The organism is Paraburkholderia madseniana, assembly GCF_009690905.1.
Lineage (GTDB): Bacteria > Pseudomonadota > Gammaproteobacteria > Burkholderiales > Burkholderiaceae > Paraburkholderia > Paraburkholderia madseniana.
The window spans coordinates 1-15,601 of record NZ_VOSW01000073.1 but is presented as its reverse complement, the minus strand read 5'-3'; the positions used below and the strand labels follow the sequence as shown (position 1 = coordinate 15,601).

The 15,601-nt window shown below is 62.0% G+C and carries 17 protein-coding genes; 5 read left to right on the top strand and 12 right to left on the bottom strand.

Annotated elements, in window-relative coordinates; genetic code table 11:
- The first annotated feature begins 23 nt into the window (after positions 1-23).
- The 3 genes from prfB to FSO04_RS31190 all read left to right on the top strand — a co-directional run bounded on the left by prfB (position 24) and on the right by FSO04_RS31190 (position 3,873).
- Positions 24-1,128 (top strand): peptide chain release factor 2 gene (prfB, locus tag FSO04_RS31200; protein WP_154565459.1). Its coding sequence is split into 2 segments (ribosomal slippage): positions 24-104 and positions 106-1,128, totalling 1,104 coding nucleotides; the frame shifts between segments, so codons are not numbered across the junction.
- Positions 1,129-1,260: 132 nt separating this feature from the next.
- Complete coding sequence (gene lysS, locus FSO04_RS31195) at positions 1,261-2,802, top strand: lysine--tRNA ligase (protein ID WP_154565481.1); 1,542 nt, start codon at positions 1,261-1,263, stop codon at positions 2,800-2,802.
- 318 nt (positions 2,803-3,120) lie between these two features.
- Positions 3,121-3,873, top strand: a complete 753-nt coding sequence (locus FSO04_RS31190; protein ID WP_154565458.1) for a glycine zipper 2TM domain-containing protein — start codon at positions 3,121-3,123, stop codon at positions 3,871-3,873.
- A 130-nt stretch (positions 3,874-4,003) separates the two neighbouring features.
- Here FSO04_RS31190 and iscX read toward each other — a convergent pair whose 3' ends face one another.
- The 10 genes from iscX to FSO04_RS31140 all read right to left on the bottom strand — a co-directional run bounded on the left by iscX (position 4,004) and on the right by FSO04_RS31140 (position 11,214).
- The gene (gene iscX, locus FSO04_RS31185) at positions 4,004-4,201 is read right to left on the bottom strand and encodes a Fe-S cluster assembly protein IscX (protein WP_007181290.1); all 198 of its coding nucleotides are present in this window, start codon (positions 4,199-4,201) and stop codon (positions 4,004-4,006) included.
- Between the two features lie 15 nt (positions 4,202-4,216).
- The gene (fdx, locus tag FSO04_RS31180; protein ID WP_097389705.1) at positions 4,217-4,558 is read right to left on the bottom strand and encodes an ISC system 2Fe-2S type ferredoxin; all 342 of its coding nucleotides are present in this window, start codon (positions 4,556-4,558) and stop codon (positions 4,217-4,219) included.
- Positions 4,559-4,698: 140 nt separating this feature from the next.
- A complete protein-coding gene (gene hscA, locus FSO04_RS31175; protein ID WP_154565457.1) occupies positions 4,699-6,570 on the bottom strand; it encodes a Fe-S protein assembly chaperone HscA in 1,872 nt (623 codons plus the stop codon).
- A 120-nt stretch (positions 6,571-6,690) separates the two neighbouring features.
- A complete protein-coding gene (hscB, locus tag FSO04_RS31170; RefSeq protein ID WP_154565456.1) occupies positions 6,691-7,218 on the bottom strand; it encodes a Fe-S protein assembly co-chaperone HscB in 528 nt (175 codons plus the stop codon).
- 201 nt (positions 7,219-7,419) lie between these two features.
- The gene (gene iscA / locus FSO04_RS31165; RefSeq protein ID WP_028199494.1) at positions 7,420-7,743 is read right to left on the bottom strand and encodes an iron-sulfur cluster assembly protein IscA; all 324 of its coding nucleotides are present in this window, start codon (positions 7,741-7,743) and stop codon (positions 7,420-7,422) included.
- 161 nt (positions 7,744-7,904) lie between these two features.
- A complete protein-coding gene (gene iscU, locus FSO04_RS31160; RefSeq protein ID WP_097389708.1) occupies positions 7,905-8,318 on the bottom strand; it encodes a Fe-S cluster assembly scaffold IscU in 414 nt (137 codons plus the stop codon).
- Positions 8,319-8,394: 76 nt separating this feature from the next.
- A complete protein-coding gene (locus tag FSO04_RS31155) occupies positions 8,395-9,618 on the bottom strand; it encodes an IscS subfamily cysteine desulfurase (RefSeq protein ID WP_154565455.1) in 1,224 nt (407 codons plus the stop codon).
- A gap of 74 nt (positions 9,619-9,692) precedes the next feature.
- Positions 9,693-10,226, bottom strand: a complete 534-nt coding sequence (gene iscR, locus FSO04_RS31150; protein ID WP_154565454.1) for a Fe-S cluster assembly transcriptional regulator IscR — start codon at positions 10,224-10,226, stop codon at positions 9,693-9,695.
- A gap of 142 nt (positions 10,227-10,368) precedes the next feature.
- The gene (locus FSO04_RS31145; protein WP_154565453.1) at positions 10,369-10,866 is read right to left on the bottom strand and encodes a low molecular weight protein-tyrosine-phosphatase; all 498 of its coding nucleotides are present in this window, start codon (positions 10,864-10,866) and stop codon (positions 10,369-10,371) included.
- A 108-nt stretch (positions 10,867-10,974) separates the two neighbouring features.
- Entirely contained in the window at positions 10,975-11,214 is a 240-nt protein-coding gene (locus FSO04_RS31140) for a hypothetical protein (RefSeq protein WP_154565452.1), read from the bottom strand.
- Positions 11,215-11,489: 275 nt separating this feature from the next.
- Between FSO04_RS31140 and FSO04_RS31135 the strand changes: the two genes are divergently transcribed.
- Positions 11,490-12,053, top strand: coding sequence for a hypothetical protein (locus FSO04_RS31135; protein ID WP_154565451.1), 564 nt, complete (start codon positions 11,490-11,492; stop codon positions 12,051-12,053).
- Positions 12,054-12,141: 88 nt separating this feature from the next.
- On the opposite strand, the gene FSO04_RS31130 is transcribed toward FSO04_RS31135, so the two are convergent.
- Positions 12,142-13,557 carry a lactate utilization protein B gene (locus FSO04_RS31130; RefSeq protein WP_154565450.1) on the bottom strand — a complete coding sequence of 472 codons (1,416 nt, stop codon included), beginning with the start codon at positions 13,555-13,557 and terminating at the stop codon, positions 12,142-12,144.
- 157 nt (positions 13,558-13,714) lie between these two features.
- Positions 13,715-14,437, bottom strand: a complete 723-nt coding sequence (locus FSO04_RS31125) for a (Fe-S)-binding protein (RefSeq protein ID WP_154565449.1) — start codon at positions 14,435-14,437, stop codon at positions 13,715-13,717.
- Between the two features lie 180 nt (positions 14,438-14,617).
- On the opposite strand from FSO04_RS31125, the gene FSO04_RS31120 reads away from it, so the two are divergent.
- Positions 14,618-15,424: an IclR family transcriptional regulator gene (locus FSO04_RS31120; protein ID WP_097389715.1), complete on the top strand. Its 807-nt coding sequence runs from the start codon at positions 14,618-14,620 to the stop codon at positions 15,422-15,424.
- Positions 15,425-15,601: the final 177 nt, after the last annotated feature.

The window sequence follows — 15,601 nt, the reverse complement described above, 5'->3', positions numbered from 1 at the left end:
TTACGAAGCTATAAAAGATCGACATGGAAGCGGAACGTCTCAACGCGATCGAAGCCTCTCTGGCGGACCTGCGCACGCGCGCAGACTCGCTACGGGGGTATCTTTGACTACGACGACAAAGCACTGCGTCTAATCGAAGTCAACCGGGAACTCGAAGACCCGGACGTCTGGAACGACTCGAAGCACGCGCAGGCCCTCGGCCGGGAAAAGAAACTGCTCGACGACGTCGTCGGCAAGCTTACGTCGCTCGACAACGACCTGCGCGACGCGCAGGACCTGTTCGAAATGGCCCGCGAAGAAGACGACGAGGAAACCCTCATCTCGTGCGAAACGGATGCCCAAGGGCTCGAGCAGCGCGTCGCCGACATGGAATTCCGCCGGATGTTCGCGAATCCGGCCGACCCGAACAACGCCTTCCTCGACATTCAAGCCGGCGCCGGCGGTACCGAAGCGTGCGACTGGGCGTCCATGCTGCTGCGCCAGTACCTGCGCTACTGCGAGCGCAAGGGCTTCAAGACCGAAGTGCTGGAACAGACCGAAGGCGACGTCGCGGGCATCAAGAACGCCACGATCAAGATCGAAGGCGAATACGCCTATGGCTTTTTGCGCACCGAAACCGGCGTGCACCGCCTCGTGCGCAAGTCGCCGTTCGATTCGTCGGGTGGCCGCCATACATCGTTCTCGTCGGTGTTCGTGTATCCGGAAATCGACGATTCGATCGAAGTCGACATCAATCCGGCCGATCTGCGCATCGACACGTACCGCGCGTCCGGTGCGGGCGGTCAGCACATCAACAAGACCGATTCGGCCGTGCGGATTACGCACATGCCGTCGGGCATCGTCGTGCAGTGCCAGAACGATCGTTCACAGCACCGCAACCGCGCCGAAGCCATGGCCATGCTGAAATCGCGCCTGTACGAAGCGGAAATCCGCAAGCGTCAGGCCGAGCAGGACAAGCTCGAAGCCGGCAAGACCGATGTGGGCTGGGGTCACCAGATCCGCTCGTACGTGCTGGACAACAGCCGTATCAAGGATCTGCGTACCAACGTCGAAATCAGCAATACCAAGAGCGTGCTCGACGGCGACCTCGATCCGTTCATCAGCGCCAGCCTGAAACAGGGCGTCTAAGCGCAACCGGCGCGGCATGCCTGACATCGTCGCGCCGTATCTTTGCACCTTTGTTATAGCGCCTGAGGTTTTTACTGACTGGCCACCCGCATGCGGACCATCCTGGTGCGGGCCACCGAATACCAAACCATCATGACCGAACCGACCCAGCCGAATGCGGCCCAGCCTAATGTCACGCCCGAGGTAGACGACAACAAGATCATGGCCGAACGCCGCGAAAAGCTGCGCGAACTGCGTGAGCAAGGCGTCGCCTATCCGAACGATTTCCGCCCCACGCATCACGCCGAAGATCTGCAATCGAAATACGCCGAAACCGACAAGGAAGCGCTCGAAGTCAATCCGCTCGAAGTCGCGATCGCCGGCCGCATGATGCTCAAGCGCGTGATGGGCAAGGCGAGCTTTGCAACCGTGCGCGACGGTTCGGGTCAGATCCAGTTCTTCATTACGCCCGCCGACGTCGGTCAGGAAACGTACGACGCCTTCAAGAAGTGGGACATGGGTGACATCGTCGCGGCACGCGGCGTGCTGTTCCGCACCAACAAGGGCGAACTCTCGGTGCGTTGCACCGAACTACGTTTGCTGTCGAAGTCGCTGCGTCCGCTGCCGGACAAGTTCCATGGTCTCGCCGACCAGGAAATGAAGTACCGCCAGCGCTACGTCGACCTGATCGTCACGCCGGAAACGCGCAAGACCTTCGTCGCGCGCACCAAGGCAATTTCGTCGATCCGCAAGTTCATGTCGGACGCCGACTTCATGGAAGTCGAAACGCCGATGCTGCACCCGATTCCAGGCGGCGCGGCGGCCAAGCCGTTCAAAACGCACCACAACGCGCTCGATATGCAAATGTTCCTGCGCATCGCGCCGGAACTGTATCTGAAGCGCCTCGTGGTCGGCGGCTTCGAGCGTGTGTTCGAGATCAACCGTAACTTCCGCAATGAGGGCGTGTCGGTCCGCCACAATCCGGAATTCACGATGATCGAGTTCTACGCGGCGTACACCGATTACAAGTGGATCATGGACTTCACCGAGCAGCTGATCCGCCAGGCGGCGGTCGATGCGCTCGGTAGCGCGACGATCAGCTACCAGGGTCGTGAACTGGATCTGGCCAAGCCTTTCCATCGTTTGACGATCAGCCAGGCGATCCAGAAGTACGCGCCGCAGTACACGGACGCACAACTCGGCGACGACGCATTCCTGCGCACGGAACTGAAGAAGTTCGGCGTGGATGCGTCGCAGCCGCAGTTCCTGAACGCCGGCGTCGGCGCCTTGCAACTGGCGCTGTTCGAAGAGACCGCTGAAGCGCAATTGTGGGAGCCGACTTTCATCATCGACTACCCGATCGAAGTGTCGCCGTTGGCGCGCGCGTCGGACAAGTTCAACGGCATCACCGAGCGTTTCGAGCTGTTCATCACGGGCCGTGAAATCGCCAACGGTTTCTCGGAGCTGAACGATCCGGAAGACCAGGCCGCCCGCTTCAAGAAGCAGGTTGACCAGAAAGACGCCGGCGACGAAGAAGCGATGTTCTACGACGCCGACTACATCCGCGCGCTGGAGTACGGCATGCCGCCGGCCGGCGGTTGCGGCATCGGCATCGACCGTCTGGTCATGATGCTGACCGACAGCCCGAGCATTCGCGACGTAATTCTGTTCCCGCATCTGCGCCGCGAAGACTGATCGTTGCGTGGTTTGCAAAAGAAAAACGCCTGGCTCGATGTTGGGCGTTTTTTCTTTCGGTGCGTGAAAAACACCGCCTGCTGTAATCTGACGGTTTGTAACCATCGGTAAAAGGCGCATATTCGCCGCCGGGCCGCGGTTTTCTTAAGTTGCTGTGGACCCGCAAGAAATCAGGCACCCCGCCGCGCTGCGCGCGCTTTGACGCGAAAGCGCCGCGATGATTGCCCGAAAATGGTTACAAATTGAAACCCTTCCGGGATCGAATTGCCCGACACTCAGTCTCAATAACAGTCGACTCTGCTCCAGACGGAGGCCAATATGGACAATCCAGATACCAAACCCACGCAACAACGTCGTCTTCATCCGCTCGTCGCTACTGCCGCGGGCGCAGTAATCATCGCCAGCCTCGCCGCGACAGCGGCCGTCACGGGCCTGTTCCCGAGCGCGTCGAGCAGCGGCGCGCAAACCGATCAGACCCAGGCTGCGCAAGTGGCCACCCAACCGGGCGTGGTCGATTCAGCGGCGCCGGCAAACCCGGCCGCTCAACAGGCAGCCGCGCAGGCCGAAGCGCAACAGCAGGCAGCGCAGCAACAGGCGCCTCAACGCGCCCCGGCGCCAACGCAGCAACAACAGTACGCTCAGCAGCAACAGGCGCAACCGGCACCTCAGTACGCCCAGCAGCAACAGGCCCGACCGGCACCGCAGTACGCCCAGCAACAGCCGTCGCAACCTGCCTACTGCTCGACCTGCGGCACAGTCGAAGGCATCTCGGCGGTACGTCAGGAAGGCCATGGCACGGGTATCGGTGCGGTCGGCGGCGCAGTGGCCGGTGGCGTAGTCGGCAACCAGTTCGGCAGCGGCAACGGCCGCACCGCGATGACGGTGCTGGGCGCCCTCGGTGGCGGCCTGGCCGGTAACTCGGTTGAAAAGCACATTCGCAGCACGACGTCCTATTCCGTGCGGGTGCGGATGGAAAACGGCAAGACGCGCTACTTCACGTATCACGAAGCGCCGCCGTTCCAGCAAGGCCAGCGCGTGCGGGTCGAAAACGGCACGCTCGTAGCAAGCTGACCGCTGACAGCCTGAAGATTCTCCAGGCGTTAAAAAAGGCGATTCCAATGGAATCGCCTTTTTCTTTGCCGCAGCCGGAGCGGAATCAATCTCGCCCCGCCGCCAGCGAACAACCGGGCATACTGCTCGCTCAGTAATCCGCGTCTTCAATCCATGCAGCCTGAATCGCTTCGAGGATCTTTTCGTTCGACCGGTTAGGATCGTCGTCGAAACCTTCCAGCTCGGTGACCCAACGGTGCAAATCGGTGAAGCGCACCTGTTGCGGATCGATGTCCTGGTGCTTGTCAGTCAGGGCCATCGCGATGTCTTGCGTATCGGTCCACTTCATGGCTGCATCCTCCAGTTAGTGATTTTCCTTCGCGTGATTGATCGAGTAGCGCGGGATCTCGACAACCAGATCCTGCTCGGCCGGCACCATCGCCTGGCACGACAGACGCGAGGCCGGTTCGAGCCCCCACGCCTTGTCCAGCAGATCGTCCTCGTCTTCCTCGGACGGCGTCAAGGCGGCGAAACCCTCACGCACGATCACGTGACAAGTCGTGCACGCGCAAGACTTCTCGCACGCGTGTTCGATTTCGATGCCGTGTTCGAGCAGGCTGTCGCAGATGCTCTTGCCGGGCACGGCATCGATCACCGCGCCTTCCGGGCACAGTTCGACGTGGGGCAGCACAACGATTTGAGGCATACATTTTCCGTTTGGGTCTGTGGCACGGCGGCCGCAAACAGGCTCCGTACCATTTTACTGGCGCTGCGCGGACTTTTTAAGTCCGCGCAGCGCGATTCATTGCCGGCTGGCGCGCATCGCGCAGCCACGCCGCAAGACGCTCAGATCTCGTCGAGCTTGCGGCCGGCCAGCGCACGGCGAATGCCTTTGTTCATGCGGCGGGCGGCAAATTCGTCGGTGCCTTCGGCGAGCGCTTTGGTCGCGGCTTCGATCGCGTCGGCGTCGTCGCTTGCCGCGATGTTGCGCAAGGCGGTGAGCAGCGTGTCGAGTTCGGCGCGTTCGCTGTCGTCGAGCAATTCGGCGTCGGCGGCGAGCGCCGCGTCGGTGGCTTCGACGAGACGGCGCGCTTCGACTTGCGCTTCACGCAGCGCACGCGCGCGCATGTCGACTTCGGCGGTCGAAAAGCTCTCTTCGAGCATTCTGGCGATGTCGTCGTCGGCGAGACCGTAGGACGGTTTGACCACCACCGACGCTTCCACGCCCGAGCCCTGTTCACGTGCGAACACGGACAGCAGGCCGTCCGCGTCGACCTGATACGTGACGCGAATCCGCGCCGCACCGGCGGCCATCGGCGGAATGCCGCGCAGCTCGAACCGCGCGAGCGAACGGCAATCGTTGACGAGCTCGCGCTCGCCTTGCACGACGTGGATCGCCATGGCCGTCTGGCCGTCCTTGAAGGTCGTGAAATCCTGCGCGCGGGCGACCGGAATCGTCGAATTGCGCGGGATGATCTTCTCGGTCAAACCACCCATCGTTTCAACGCCCAGCGACAGCGGAATCACGTCGAGCAGCAGCCAGTCGTCGCCGTCGGCGCCACGGTTGCCCGCGAGCAGATCGGCCTGGATCGCCGCACCGAGCGCGACGACCTGATCCGGGTCGAGGTTGATCAAAGGCGGCTGGCCGAAGAACGACTCGACCGCACGGCGGATCACCGGCATGCGCGTCGCGCCGCCGACCAGCACCACGCCTTCAATGTCCTTGGTCGCAACCTTGGCGTCGCGCAGCGCTTTCTTCGTGGGCCCAAGCGTCCGTTGAACCAGCGCCTGAGTGATGGCCTCGAAAGTGGCCTCGTCGACCGTCAGATCGATCTGAGTGCCGTTCGAGAGCGTTGCCTGTACCTTCGCATTCGGCGCGCCGGACAACGCCTCCTTGGACACGCGTACGCTGTCGAGCAGCAGGCGGACGTCTTCCGGTGCGAGTGTTTGCGGCGCGATGCCCGCCTGCTCCAGCACGTGGCGATACAGGGCATGGTCGAAATCGTCGCCGCCGAGCGCGGAATCGCCGCCCGCCGCGAGCACTTCGAACACACCCTTGGTGAGCTTCAGAATCGACAGATCGAAGGTGCCGCCACCGAGGTCGTAGACCGCGTAGAGACCTTCGGAACCGTTATCGAGGCCGTAGGCGATCGCGGCCGCAGTCGGCTCGTTCAGGAGACGCAGCACGTTCAGGCCGGCCAGACGCGCGGCGTCTTTGGTCGCCTGGCGCTGCGCTTCGTCGAAATACGCAGGCACGGTAATGACTGCGCCGACCAGTTCGTCGCCGAGCGTGTCTTCGGCACGCTGGCGCAGCGTCGCAAGAATTTCCGCCGACACTTCGACTGGGCTCTTCACGCCGTCGACGGTACGGATCTGCACCATGCCGGGCGCGTCGATGAAATCGTACGGCGCGTTTTCGGCGCCTTCCACTTCCGCCTTGCCGCGGCCCATGAAGCGCTTGACCGACACGATCGTGTTGCGCGGATCGATCGCGGCTTCAGCCTTGGCCGTGCGGCCGATACGGCGGCCGCCCTTTTCCAGGTAACGGACAACCGACGGCAGCAGCGCATAGCCGTCTTCGTCGGGCAGCACGTCAGGCACGCCGCTGCGCACGGCGGCGACAAGGGAATTGGTGGTGCCGAGATCGATACCGACCGCCAGACGCCGCTGATGGGGCGCCGGCGCCATGCCGGGTTCGGAGATTTGCAGTAAGGCCATCTGGATCTTCTCGGGGCCGCTGGGCCCCGTCCTGAATTTTCGCGTTGCTGGATGTAATGCTACGGCTGCTATCGCTACCTGTTCATGCACGGCGCCGACTCGCGCCGCTACGCCGGACCGCTAGTTCTCGAGCCGCTCGATCTGCGTGCCGATTTCCGACGCCACCCGCTCGATGAACATCAACTGCCGCACCGCCTCGCCCGCCGCCTGATTCGCGCCGCTGTCGAGCAGCGCGCCGAGCTTGTCGAAACGCATCCGCTCTTCGTCGCGCAGTTCAGCGAGCAAGGCGTCGAGCGCGTCGACGTTCTTCGCCGCGGCCGCGTCTTCAATGCCTTCGCGCCACTCCATCTGCTGCATCAGGAACGCCGGCTCCATCGCCGTATTGTTCTGCGCGCCGACGTCGATGCCGCGCAGATGTAACAGATAGGTCGCGCGCTTCAACGGATCGCGCAGCGTCTGATAGGCCTCGTTCGTACGCGTCGCCCATTGCATCGCGATGCGCTTTTGCGCGTCGCCGGCCGCCGCAAAGCGGTCCGGATGCACTTGCGCCTGCACGGTGCGGTAGGCGTGATCGAGTGCCGCTGCGTCGAGCGCGAATTGCGCCGGCAGATCGAACAGGTCGAAGTGGCTGTCGTTCAGCGAGGCCATCGGATAAAAGGAGTCCGTTCAGGAAAGCGCACCGGAGTGCAGGCTAAAAACGCGGATCGAAAGCGCCGTGGAGACTCACCGGCGGATTTAGCGGCGCATTCAGCGACTAAATCAGCCGAAAAGTGCCAACCCGGACGCGCGGATCAAACTAAAAAGGCGGCACGCGCCGCCTTTGATCCGCTGCACGCGGAGTGAGCCGATTTACACGCGGAACGATTCGCCGCAACCGCACTCGTCCTTCACGTTCGGGTTGTTGAACTTGAAGCCTTCGTTCAACCCTTCGCGTGCAAAGTCGAGTTCGGTGCCGTCGATATAGGCGAGGCTCTTCGGGTCGACAATGATCTTCACGCCGTTGCAATCGAACACTTCGTCTTCGGGCGCGAGTTCATCCACGTACTCGAGCTTGTAGGCCAAACCCGAGCAACCCGTGGTGCGCACGCCCACGCGCAGCCCGACCCCCTTGCCGCGGCGAGTCAGATACTTCTGGACGTGCTGTGCTGCCTTTTCGGTCAACGTAATTGCCATAGCGTTTCTCATTGCGCCGCGCGCGTTCGTCACTCCTGTGCCTACTGACGCGCTGCTACCCTGCCTGCTTCAAATATCGCTCATGCCGGACGGTGTTTCTTGCCCGCACCGCCCGCTTCGACTCACCCAAATGAGCACTCAACCGCGCGCTCGACTGCCGCTTACGCGTGTTGCTTGTCGCCTTCGACGACTGCTTCACCATGGCGTTGCTTGTAGTCGGCGACCGCTGCCTTGATCGCGTCTTCCGCGAGGATCGAGCAGTGGATCTTCACCGGCGGCAGCGCCAATTCTTCGGCGATCTGCGTGTTCTTGATCGACATGGCCTGGTCAAGCGTCTTGCCCTTCACCCATTCGGTAACGAGCGAACTCGACGCAATCGCCGAACCGCAGCCGTACGTCTTGAACTTCGCGTCTTCGATGATGCCGTCCGCGCCCACGCGGATCTGCAGCTTCATCACGTCGCCGCAAGCCGGCGCGCCGACCATGCCCGTACCGACCGCATCGTCGTCTTTCTCGAAGGAACCGACGTTGCGCGGATTTTCGTAGTGGTCCAGAACCTTTGCGCTGTAAGACATGATTACACTCCTTGTTTCGTTTCAACCTGCATTCGTTGCGTTTTCGACGATAAGCGCGACGCTAAGCGTTGGCGCGTCAGTGCGCAGCCCACTTGATCGTCGAAATATCGATCCCGTCCTGGTGCATTTCCCACAGCGGCGACAGATCGCGCAGCTTCGAAATTTTGGTCTTCAACAGGTTGATCACGTAATCGACATCCTGCTCCGTCGTAAAACGGCCGACGGTAAAACGGATCGAGCTATGCGCCAGTTCGTCGTTACGACCCAGTGCGCGCAGCACGTACGACGGTTCCAGCGAAGCCGACGTACACGCCGAACCCGACGACACCGCCACGTCCTTCACTGCCATGATCAGCGACTCGCCTTCGACGAAGTTGAAGCTGATGTTCAGGTTGTGCGGCACACGCTGTTCCATGTCGCCGTTCACGTAGGTTTCTTCCATGTCCTGCAGGCCGCGCAGCAGACGGTCGCGCAGCATGCGAATGCGCTCGTTTTCCGTTGCCATTTCTTCGCGTGCGATGCGGAATGCTTCGCCCATGCCGACGATCTGATGCGTGGCCAGCGTGCCCGAACGCATGCCGCGCTCGTGACCGCCGCCGTGCATCTGCGCTTCGATACGGATACGCGGCTTGCGGCGCACGTACAGCGCGCCGATGCCCTTCGGACCATACGTCTTGTGTGCCGAGAACGACATCAGGTCGACCTTCAGCTTCTGCAGGTCGATCTCCACCTTGCCGGTAGCCTGCGCGGCGTCAACGTGGAAAATGATGCCCTTTTCACGGGTGATCTCACCGATCGCCTCGATGTCCTGGATCACGCCGATCTCGTTGTTCACCGACATGACCGAGACCAGAATCGTATCCGGGCGCAGCGCGGCCTTGAACTTCTCGAGGTCGATCAGACCGTCGTCCTTCACATCCAGATACGTGACTTCGAAGCCTTCGCGTTCGAGTTCACGGCAGGTGTCGAGCACAGCCTTGTGCTCGGTCTTCACCGTGATGACGTGCTTGCCCTTACTCTTGTAGAAGTGCGCCGCACCCTTGATCGCGAGGTTGTCCGACTCCGTTGCGCCCGAGGTCCAGATGATTTCGCGCGGATCGGCATTCACCAGCGCGGCGACGTTCTCGCGCGCCTCTTCGACCGCACGCTCCGCGTCCCAGCCATACGAGTGGCTACGCGATGCGGGGTTGCCGAACTGCTCGCGCAAGTACGGAATCATTTTGTCCACCACGCGCGGATCGACCGGGGTCGTCGCGCTGTAGTCCATGTAAATGGGCAGGTGGAGAGTGTCGTTGTTCATCAATTGCTCCGGGGACGTCATTGCTCTGGCTTCTGGTTTCCTGATCAGGCTGCGGTGCGTTCAGATTGCCGCGCCTAGGAACCGGCCATGTTGAAAACAGAATTCGGCCCTTTCGGCACGACGCGGGCGGGTTCGACCGCCGGCGCCTCGTTGCGCCGGTCGCGCAACACCGCCGGCGCAGCACCTTCGCGCGAACGCTGCTGATCGACCAGATCTTTCAGGGACACCGAGTCGAGGTACTCGACCATTTTCTGGTTCAGCGTGGACCACAATTCGTGCGTCATGCAGTGGCCGTCGTGCTGTTTGGTGCCCTCGCACGAGCCCTTGCCGCCGCATTGGGTGGCGTCGAGCGGTTCGTCGACCGCGATGATGATGTCGGCGACGGTCACGTCTTCAGCGCGGCGGGCCAGATTGTAGCCGCCTCCCGGTCCGCGCACGGACTCGACGATTTCGTGACGACGCAGCTTGCCAAATAGCTGCTCGAGATAAGACAGGGAGATATGTTGGCGCTGGCTGATACCCGCAAGCGTCACCGGGCCCTGCTCCTGGCGCAGTGCCAGGTCAATCATCGCCGTGACGGCGAAACGGCCTTTCGTGGTGAGTCTCATATGGTGTGGGAACCGCAATTCTCGACAAGTTTGGTCAAGTATAAATACATGACTGAATTAGTCAAGTATCCCTACCGTGATTTGGGTCATTTGCTTAATTGCTGGATAAGCCGGCCCAAACCTCGCCGATGACCCGCCGGTCTTACGTAATCAATTGGGGACGCAGCGCTGCGATCAGTCCGCGGCAGGCTGCTTCACATTGATCCAGTACCTGTTCGAACCCTTCGGCGCCGCCGAAATAGGGGTCGACGACTTCGCGGGCACCGCCCCAGCGCCCGTCCGCCTCAGGCACGAATTCCATCAGCAGACGGATTTTGTCACGCTGCTCCGCCGGACAAATCTGGCGCAGCGCGGCGACGTTTTTGTCGTCCATTGCGATCAGCAGATCGAAACGCTCGAAGTCGGCTGCCGCGACCTGGCGTCCGCGCAAGGCGGCCAACTCGTAACCCCGCTGTTCGGCCGCATGCTGCGCGCGGTCGTCAGGCGGTTGGCCGATGTGCCAGTCGCCCGTGCCGGCGGAATCGATCAGAATGCGCTCCGCCAGCATCGCCTCGTCGACCAGACGGCGCATCACGCCTTCCGCGGTCGGGGAACGGCAGATGTTCCCAAGGCAGACAAAGCAGACGGACACGGTTTTCATCAGAGGCTTTCGGACGCTCAACGCCCGCGGATCGGCAGTTAGGAAACGGTGGCGCGATTATACAAAGGTCGACCAGATCGCGCCGGAGGCTACGCGCGCTTAAGACGCTTAAGATGCTTCGGCCACAGGCATTGCCGTCACGGCGTGCATGGGTTTGGCCGGCAACGTCGTCGTGTTGTCGACCATGCCATACGAGACGGCGCGCGCCAGTTCCGCGGTCAGTTGATCAGCAGCGAGCGGGGCCTGCGAGGAGCGCGAAGCCGCGTCGCCACAAATGTGCAGATAGGCTGCCGCAGCAAGCGGCACGACGATGGCGAGGGGCCAGTACACCGATATTGTCTTTTTCATGATGTGGTTTCTTCCGATTAGGGGCTTATGAGTTCGTGACCCACTATGCCCAGTCCAAATGCTATAGGAATTTACAATCGGGAAAAACGGGCTGGCGCGAGATACAGCGTTGCGCTGGATGGAACAGTCCATTAACTGGTCTGCCTCTGCCGCGCACGACGCTGACCTGCGTCATGGCATGAAAAAGAAATCCTTACAAACACATACAAAGCCGGCGCGACGGTTAGCGATAATAGCTGTCTTACAGACATGAAATCTTCGCACTGGTCCTTCCAATGAAACGTATTGCTCCCCTCGTCGGCTTCACGGTCGTTGCTGCATTGCTTGGCGGCTGCGCGGTCTATCCGGACGGCACTCCAATGGTCGGCAACGGCTATGGCGGCGGTTATAGCGGCTATGACGGTTACGACGGCTATGCCACCGGCGTGCCGGTTGTGCCGCAAACCAACGTCTACATGGGTTACGGCAATGACTGGGGTCCGGGTTACTACAACGGGCCGGGCCGCTATTACGGGCCGGGGCCCGGCTATCGCGGCTACCCAGGCTATCCGGACCGGGGACGGCCGAATAACGGCAACGATGGAAACAACGGTAACCGGGGAGACAACGGTGGCTGGCATGGTCAGCCGAACGGCGGCGGGCAACATGGGGGACCGCCGCCTCAAGGTGCGGTTGGCGGGCCGAGAGGGCCGAGTGGATCTAACGCGCCACGACCAGGAGCAGGCAGCCCGCCGCCCCCTCCGCCACAGCAGGCAGGCAACAGCGGTGGACGCGGCAATGGTGGCAATGCGCAGGCCAGAAGCAATAACGGCCGCCAGCCAGGGATGACGGATCATTGATCCGGCAGGGAATGGCGTGAACGTAGGCGCAGTCTCGCGTTACGCCTCCCGCATCAGCCGCGCAAACCACAACGACTGTGCCGCTCGCTCAACCAATATGGCTGCGTTGCGCGGCGTACAACTCCCTGAACGTGCGGCCGACCGGTGCCGGCATATCGCGCGTATTGGTCCAGCCCGCTCCACCTAGTGGCAACCTGGCAATCGAACGATTTCGCCCGCCCATTCTTTCCAGCACGCGAACCGCCAGCTTGGTGAAGAGCGCATAAGCATCCGGGTGCAACGCGAGGAAACCCCACACTGCGAGCCCTGCCCGCTCGCGCCACGGCCTCAGATGCCGCTCGACCTGCTTCTCGCGGAGCTTGCGCAGCAGATCGGATAACGGAATGCCGACCGGACACACGCTGTTGCACTCGCCGCACAACGTCGCCGCCTGAGGCAGGTCCAGCGCCTTGTCGATCCCGACGTAGCTCGGCGTCAGCACCGATCCCATCGGCCCCGGATAAACCCACCCGTAGGCATGACCGCCCACCTTCTGATACACCGGGCAGTGATTCATGCAAGCGCCGCAACGGATACAGCGCAGCATCTCCTGAAAGTCGCCGCCGATCAGCCCCGTGCGCCCGCCGTCGACCAGCACCACGTACATATGCTCGGGACCGTCCTGATCGCCCGCGCCGCGCGGCCCGGTCAGCACCGAAAAATAGTTGGACGTCGCCTGACCGGTTGCCGAGCGCGGCAGCAGACGCATTGCCGTCGCGAGATCTTCCAGCGTGGGCAACACCTTTTCGATGCCGGTCACCGCCACATGCACGCGTGGCATCACGGTGCACATGCCCTCGTTGCCCTCGTTCGTGACCAGCACGACCGAACCCGTCTCCGCCACTACGAAGTTGCCGCCGGTCACACCCATGTCCGCCGTCATGAAGTGCGGACGCAGCATCTCGCGCGCTTCGCGGGTCATGTCGGTGATCTCGGTCAGACGCGGCCGGCCATGCGTCTTCGCGAACAGGTCGGCAATCTCGTCCTTATCCTTATGGACGACCGGCGCGATGATGTGGCTGGGCGGCTCGTTGTCGTTGATCTGGAGAATGTATTCGCCCAGATCGGTCTCGATCGATTGCACGCCCATCTGCCCCAGCACCTCGTTCAGACGCATTTCCTCGGTGACCATCGACTTGGTCTTGATCACCTTCTTCACCTCGTGCCGGCGCGCAATATCGCCGACGAGACGCGCGGCCTCCTGCGTCGTCTCGGCGAACAGGACCGTGACGCCGCGCCGGGTCGCCTCACGTTCGAAGGTTTCGAGCCAGACGTCGAGATTTTCCAGCGCGCGATTGCGGCGCTCCTTCAGCGCGGCGCGGGTGGCGGGAAAATCGATCGCGGTCATGGCCGCGGCGCGGGCCGACACGAACTTGGTCGACAGCTTGGTCAGGTTCCGCTGCAGACGCTGGTCAGCGAGTTTCTGGCCCGCGCGGGCCTTGAAATGCATCGATTGGACTTGCATGGCGGCCTTGAGCGTATTCGGATGAAAGCGCGAATGAAAAACGCGAGTGAAATGCGCTGTTGAAGTGCGCGAGCTAAAAGCGAATCAAATGAACGAGTGAAGCGCGCGAAATGGCGGGCACCGAATCCACTGCGCGGTTTGAGCGCTGCGAAAATCGTTACGCGTCGCCGGCCAGCACCTGGGCAATGTGCAGCACGCGCGTGGCGGTATCGCCGGTGCGCCGCAAGCGGCCTTCGATATTGAGCATGCAGCCGAGGTCGCCGAGCACCACCGTGCCGGCGCCGCTCGCGCCGATATTCGCGCATTTCTCGTCGACGATTGCCGTGGAGATGTCGCCGTACTTGATCGCGAAGGTGCCCCCGAAGCCGCAGCAGCGCTCGCAATCCTTCATTTCAGTCACCGCCACGCCCACCTGCGCCAGCAGCGCGCGCGGCTGCGTTTTGACGCCAAGTTCGCGCAGCCCCGAACAGGAATCGTGGTACGTCACCTGGCCCGTGAACTCACCCGGCTGCAATTGAACCTTGGCCACATTGACAAGGAAATCAGTCAACTCGAACACTTTGGCGCGCAACCGGCCGAAGCGGTTCATCAACTCCGGATCGTCGGCAAACAGGTCGCCGTAATGCGCGCGGATCATGCCGCCGCACGAACCGGACGGCACCACGACATAGTCGAACTGTTCGAATTCACGCAGGGTTTTCTCGGCCAGATCGCGCGCGATGCGCCGCTCCCCCGAGTTGTACGCGGGCTGCCCGCAACAGGTTTGCGCGGGCGGCACCACCACCTCGAAACCGGCGCCTTCGATCAGCTTGATGACCGAAAAACCGATCTCCGGGCGCATCAGGTCGATCAGGCAGGTGACGAACAATCCGACTCGCATGAGCCCTCCTTCGGGAAAACGTCCCTGATTATCCGCTGTTTGCCGCACAATACCAACGGCCGGAAGGCATAGGACGAATGCCACGTTAAATTGGAATAGGCGTTCCAACTGCTTTCCATCTTTTCACAATACGGGATACAATCAATCTCCGCTGTTTGACGCGTCAACCGATTCCTCCCCATGAGCGATACGAACCCGGATCCCAAAACGTCGATCCAGGTGATCGAACGCATGATGCGCTTGCTCGATGCACTCGCTGCGCATAGCGACCCGGTCAGCCTGAAAGAACTCGCCATCCGCACGGAGCTGCACCCGTCCACCGCGCACCGCATCCTGAACGACATGGTGATGTGCCGGCTGGTCGACCGGTCGGACCCCGGCACTTACCGCCTCGGTATGCGCCTGCTCGAACTGGGTAATCTGGTGAAGGCGCGGCTGTCGGTGCGCGACGCGGCGCTCACGCCGATGCGCGAACTGCACCGCCAAACCGGGCAGACAGTGAACCTGTCGGTGCGCCAGGGCGACGAGATCGTCTATATAGAACGCGCCTACTCCGAGCGCTCCGGCATGCAGGTGGTGCGGGCGATTGGCGGGCGGGCGCCGCTGCATCTGACCTCGGTGGGCAAGCTCTTCCTCGCCGCGGACGAATCGACCCGCGTGCGGGCCTATGCCACGCGCACCGGGCTGTCCGGCCACACGCAGAACAGCATCACCGATCTGACCAAGCTCGAACGCGAGTTGTCGCACGTGCGCCAGCAGGCCTGTGCGCGCGATAACGAAGAACTGGAGTTGGGCGTGCGGTGCATCGCAGCGGGGATTTACGACGACACCGGCAAGCTGGTTGCGGGCCTGTCGCTGTCAGCACCGGCGGATCGCTTGCAGGACTCGTGGTTGGGGCAGCTCAGCCAAACGGCGCTGCTGATTTCCGAGTCGCTGGGTTATCGCCCTCAGACGCCGCAGGAGCATACGCATCCCCAGCACGCCTAAGCGGGTGGTCGCGCGTCCCCCGACTCAATAAAAAAGCCTCGCATCTGCGAGGCTTCAGACTGCTGACAAAGTACCCCCAAAGCCTGGCCACGCGCCGGGCTTTGTCGTTTAATGAGCGTCATGCTCAAGAAACCGACACCCATGCAGCACGAACTCGAGATGGTCACGCTCGAGGAA

Excerpts from the sequence above, each read along its gene's own strand:
- hscB (WP_154565456.1), bottom strand. The coding sequence starts at position 7,218 with ATGGCCTCGCTGAACGACAGCCACTTCGACCTGTTCGATCTGCCGGCG.
- lysS (WP_154565481.1), top strand. The coding sequence starts at position 1,261 with ATGACCGAACCGACCCAGCCGAATGCGGCCCAGCCTAATGTCACGCCC.
- FSO04_RS31125 (WP_154565449.1), bottom strand. The coding sequence starts at position 14,437 with ATGCGAGTCGGATTGTTCGTCACCTGCCTGATCGACCTGATGCGCCCG.
- FSO04_RS31155 (WP_154565455.1), bottom strand. The coding sequence starts at position 9,618 with ATGAACAACGACACTCTCCACCTGCCCATTTACATGGACTACAGCGCG.
- iscX (WP_007181290.1), bottom strand. The coding sequence starts at position 4,201 with ATGAAGTGGACCGATACGCAAGACATCGCGATGGCCCTGACTGACAAG.
- iscR (WP_154565454.1), bottom strand. The coding sequence starts at position 10,226 with ATGAGACTCACCACGAAAGGCCGTTTCGCCGTCACGGCGATGATTGAC.
- FSO04_RS31130 (WP_154565450.1), bottom strand. The coding sequence starts at position 13,557 with ATGCAAGTCCAATCGATGCATTTCAAGGCCCGCGCGGGCCAGAAACTC.
- iscU (WP_097389708.1), bottom strand. The coding sequence starts at position 8,318 with ATGTCTTACAGCGCAAAGGTTCTGGACCACTACGAAAATCCGCGCAAC.
- FSO04_RS31140 (WP_154565452.1), bottom strand. The coding sequence starts at position 11,214 with ATGAAAAAGACAATATCGGTGTACTGGCCCCTCGCCATCGTCGTGCCG.
- FSO04_RS31120 (WP_097389715.1), top strand. The coding sequence starts at position 14,618 with ATGAGCGATACGAACCCGGATCCCAAAACGTCGATCCAGGTGATCGAA.
- FSO04_RS31145 (WP_154565453.1), bottom strand. The coding sequence starts at position 10,866 with ATGAAAACCGTGTCCGTCTGCTTTGTCTGCCTTGGGAACATCTGCCGT.
- FSO04_RS31190 (WP_154565458.1), top strand. The coding sequence starts at position 3,121 with ATGGACAATCCAGATACCAAACCCACGCAACAACGTCGTCTTCATCCG.
- iscA (WP_028199494.1), bottom strand. The coding sequence starts at position 7,743 with ATGGCAATTACGTTGACCGAAAAGGCAGCACAGCACGTCCAGAAGTAT.
- hscA (WP_154565457.1), bottom strand. The coding sequence starts at position 6,570 with ATGGCCTTACTGCAAATCTCCGAACCCGGCATGGCGCCGGCGCCCCAT.
- FSO04_RS31135 (WP_154565451.1), top strand. The coding sequence starts at position 11,490 with ATGAAACGTATTGCTCCCCTCGTCGGCTTCACGGTCGTTGCTGCATTG.
- fdx (WP_097389705.1), bottom strand. The coding sequence starts at position 4,558 with ATGCCTCAAATCGTTGTGCTGCCCCACGTCGAACTGTGCCCGGAAGGC.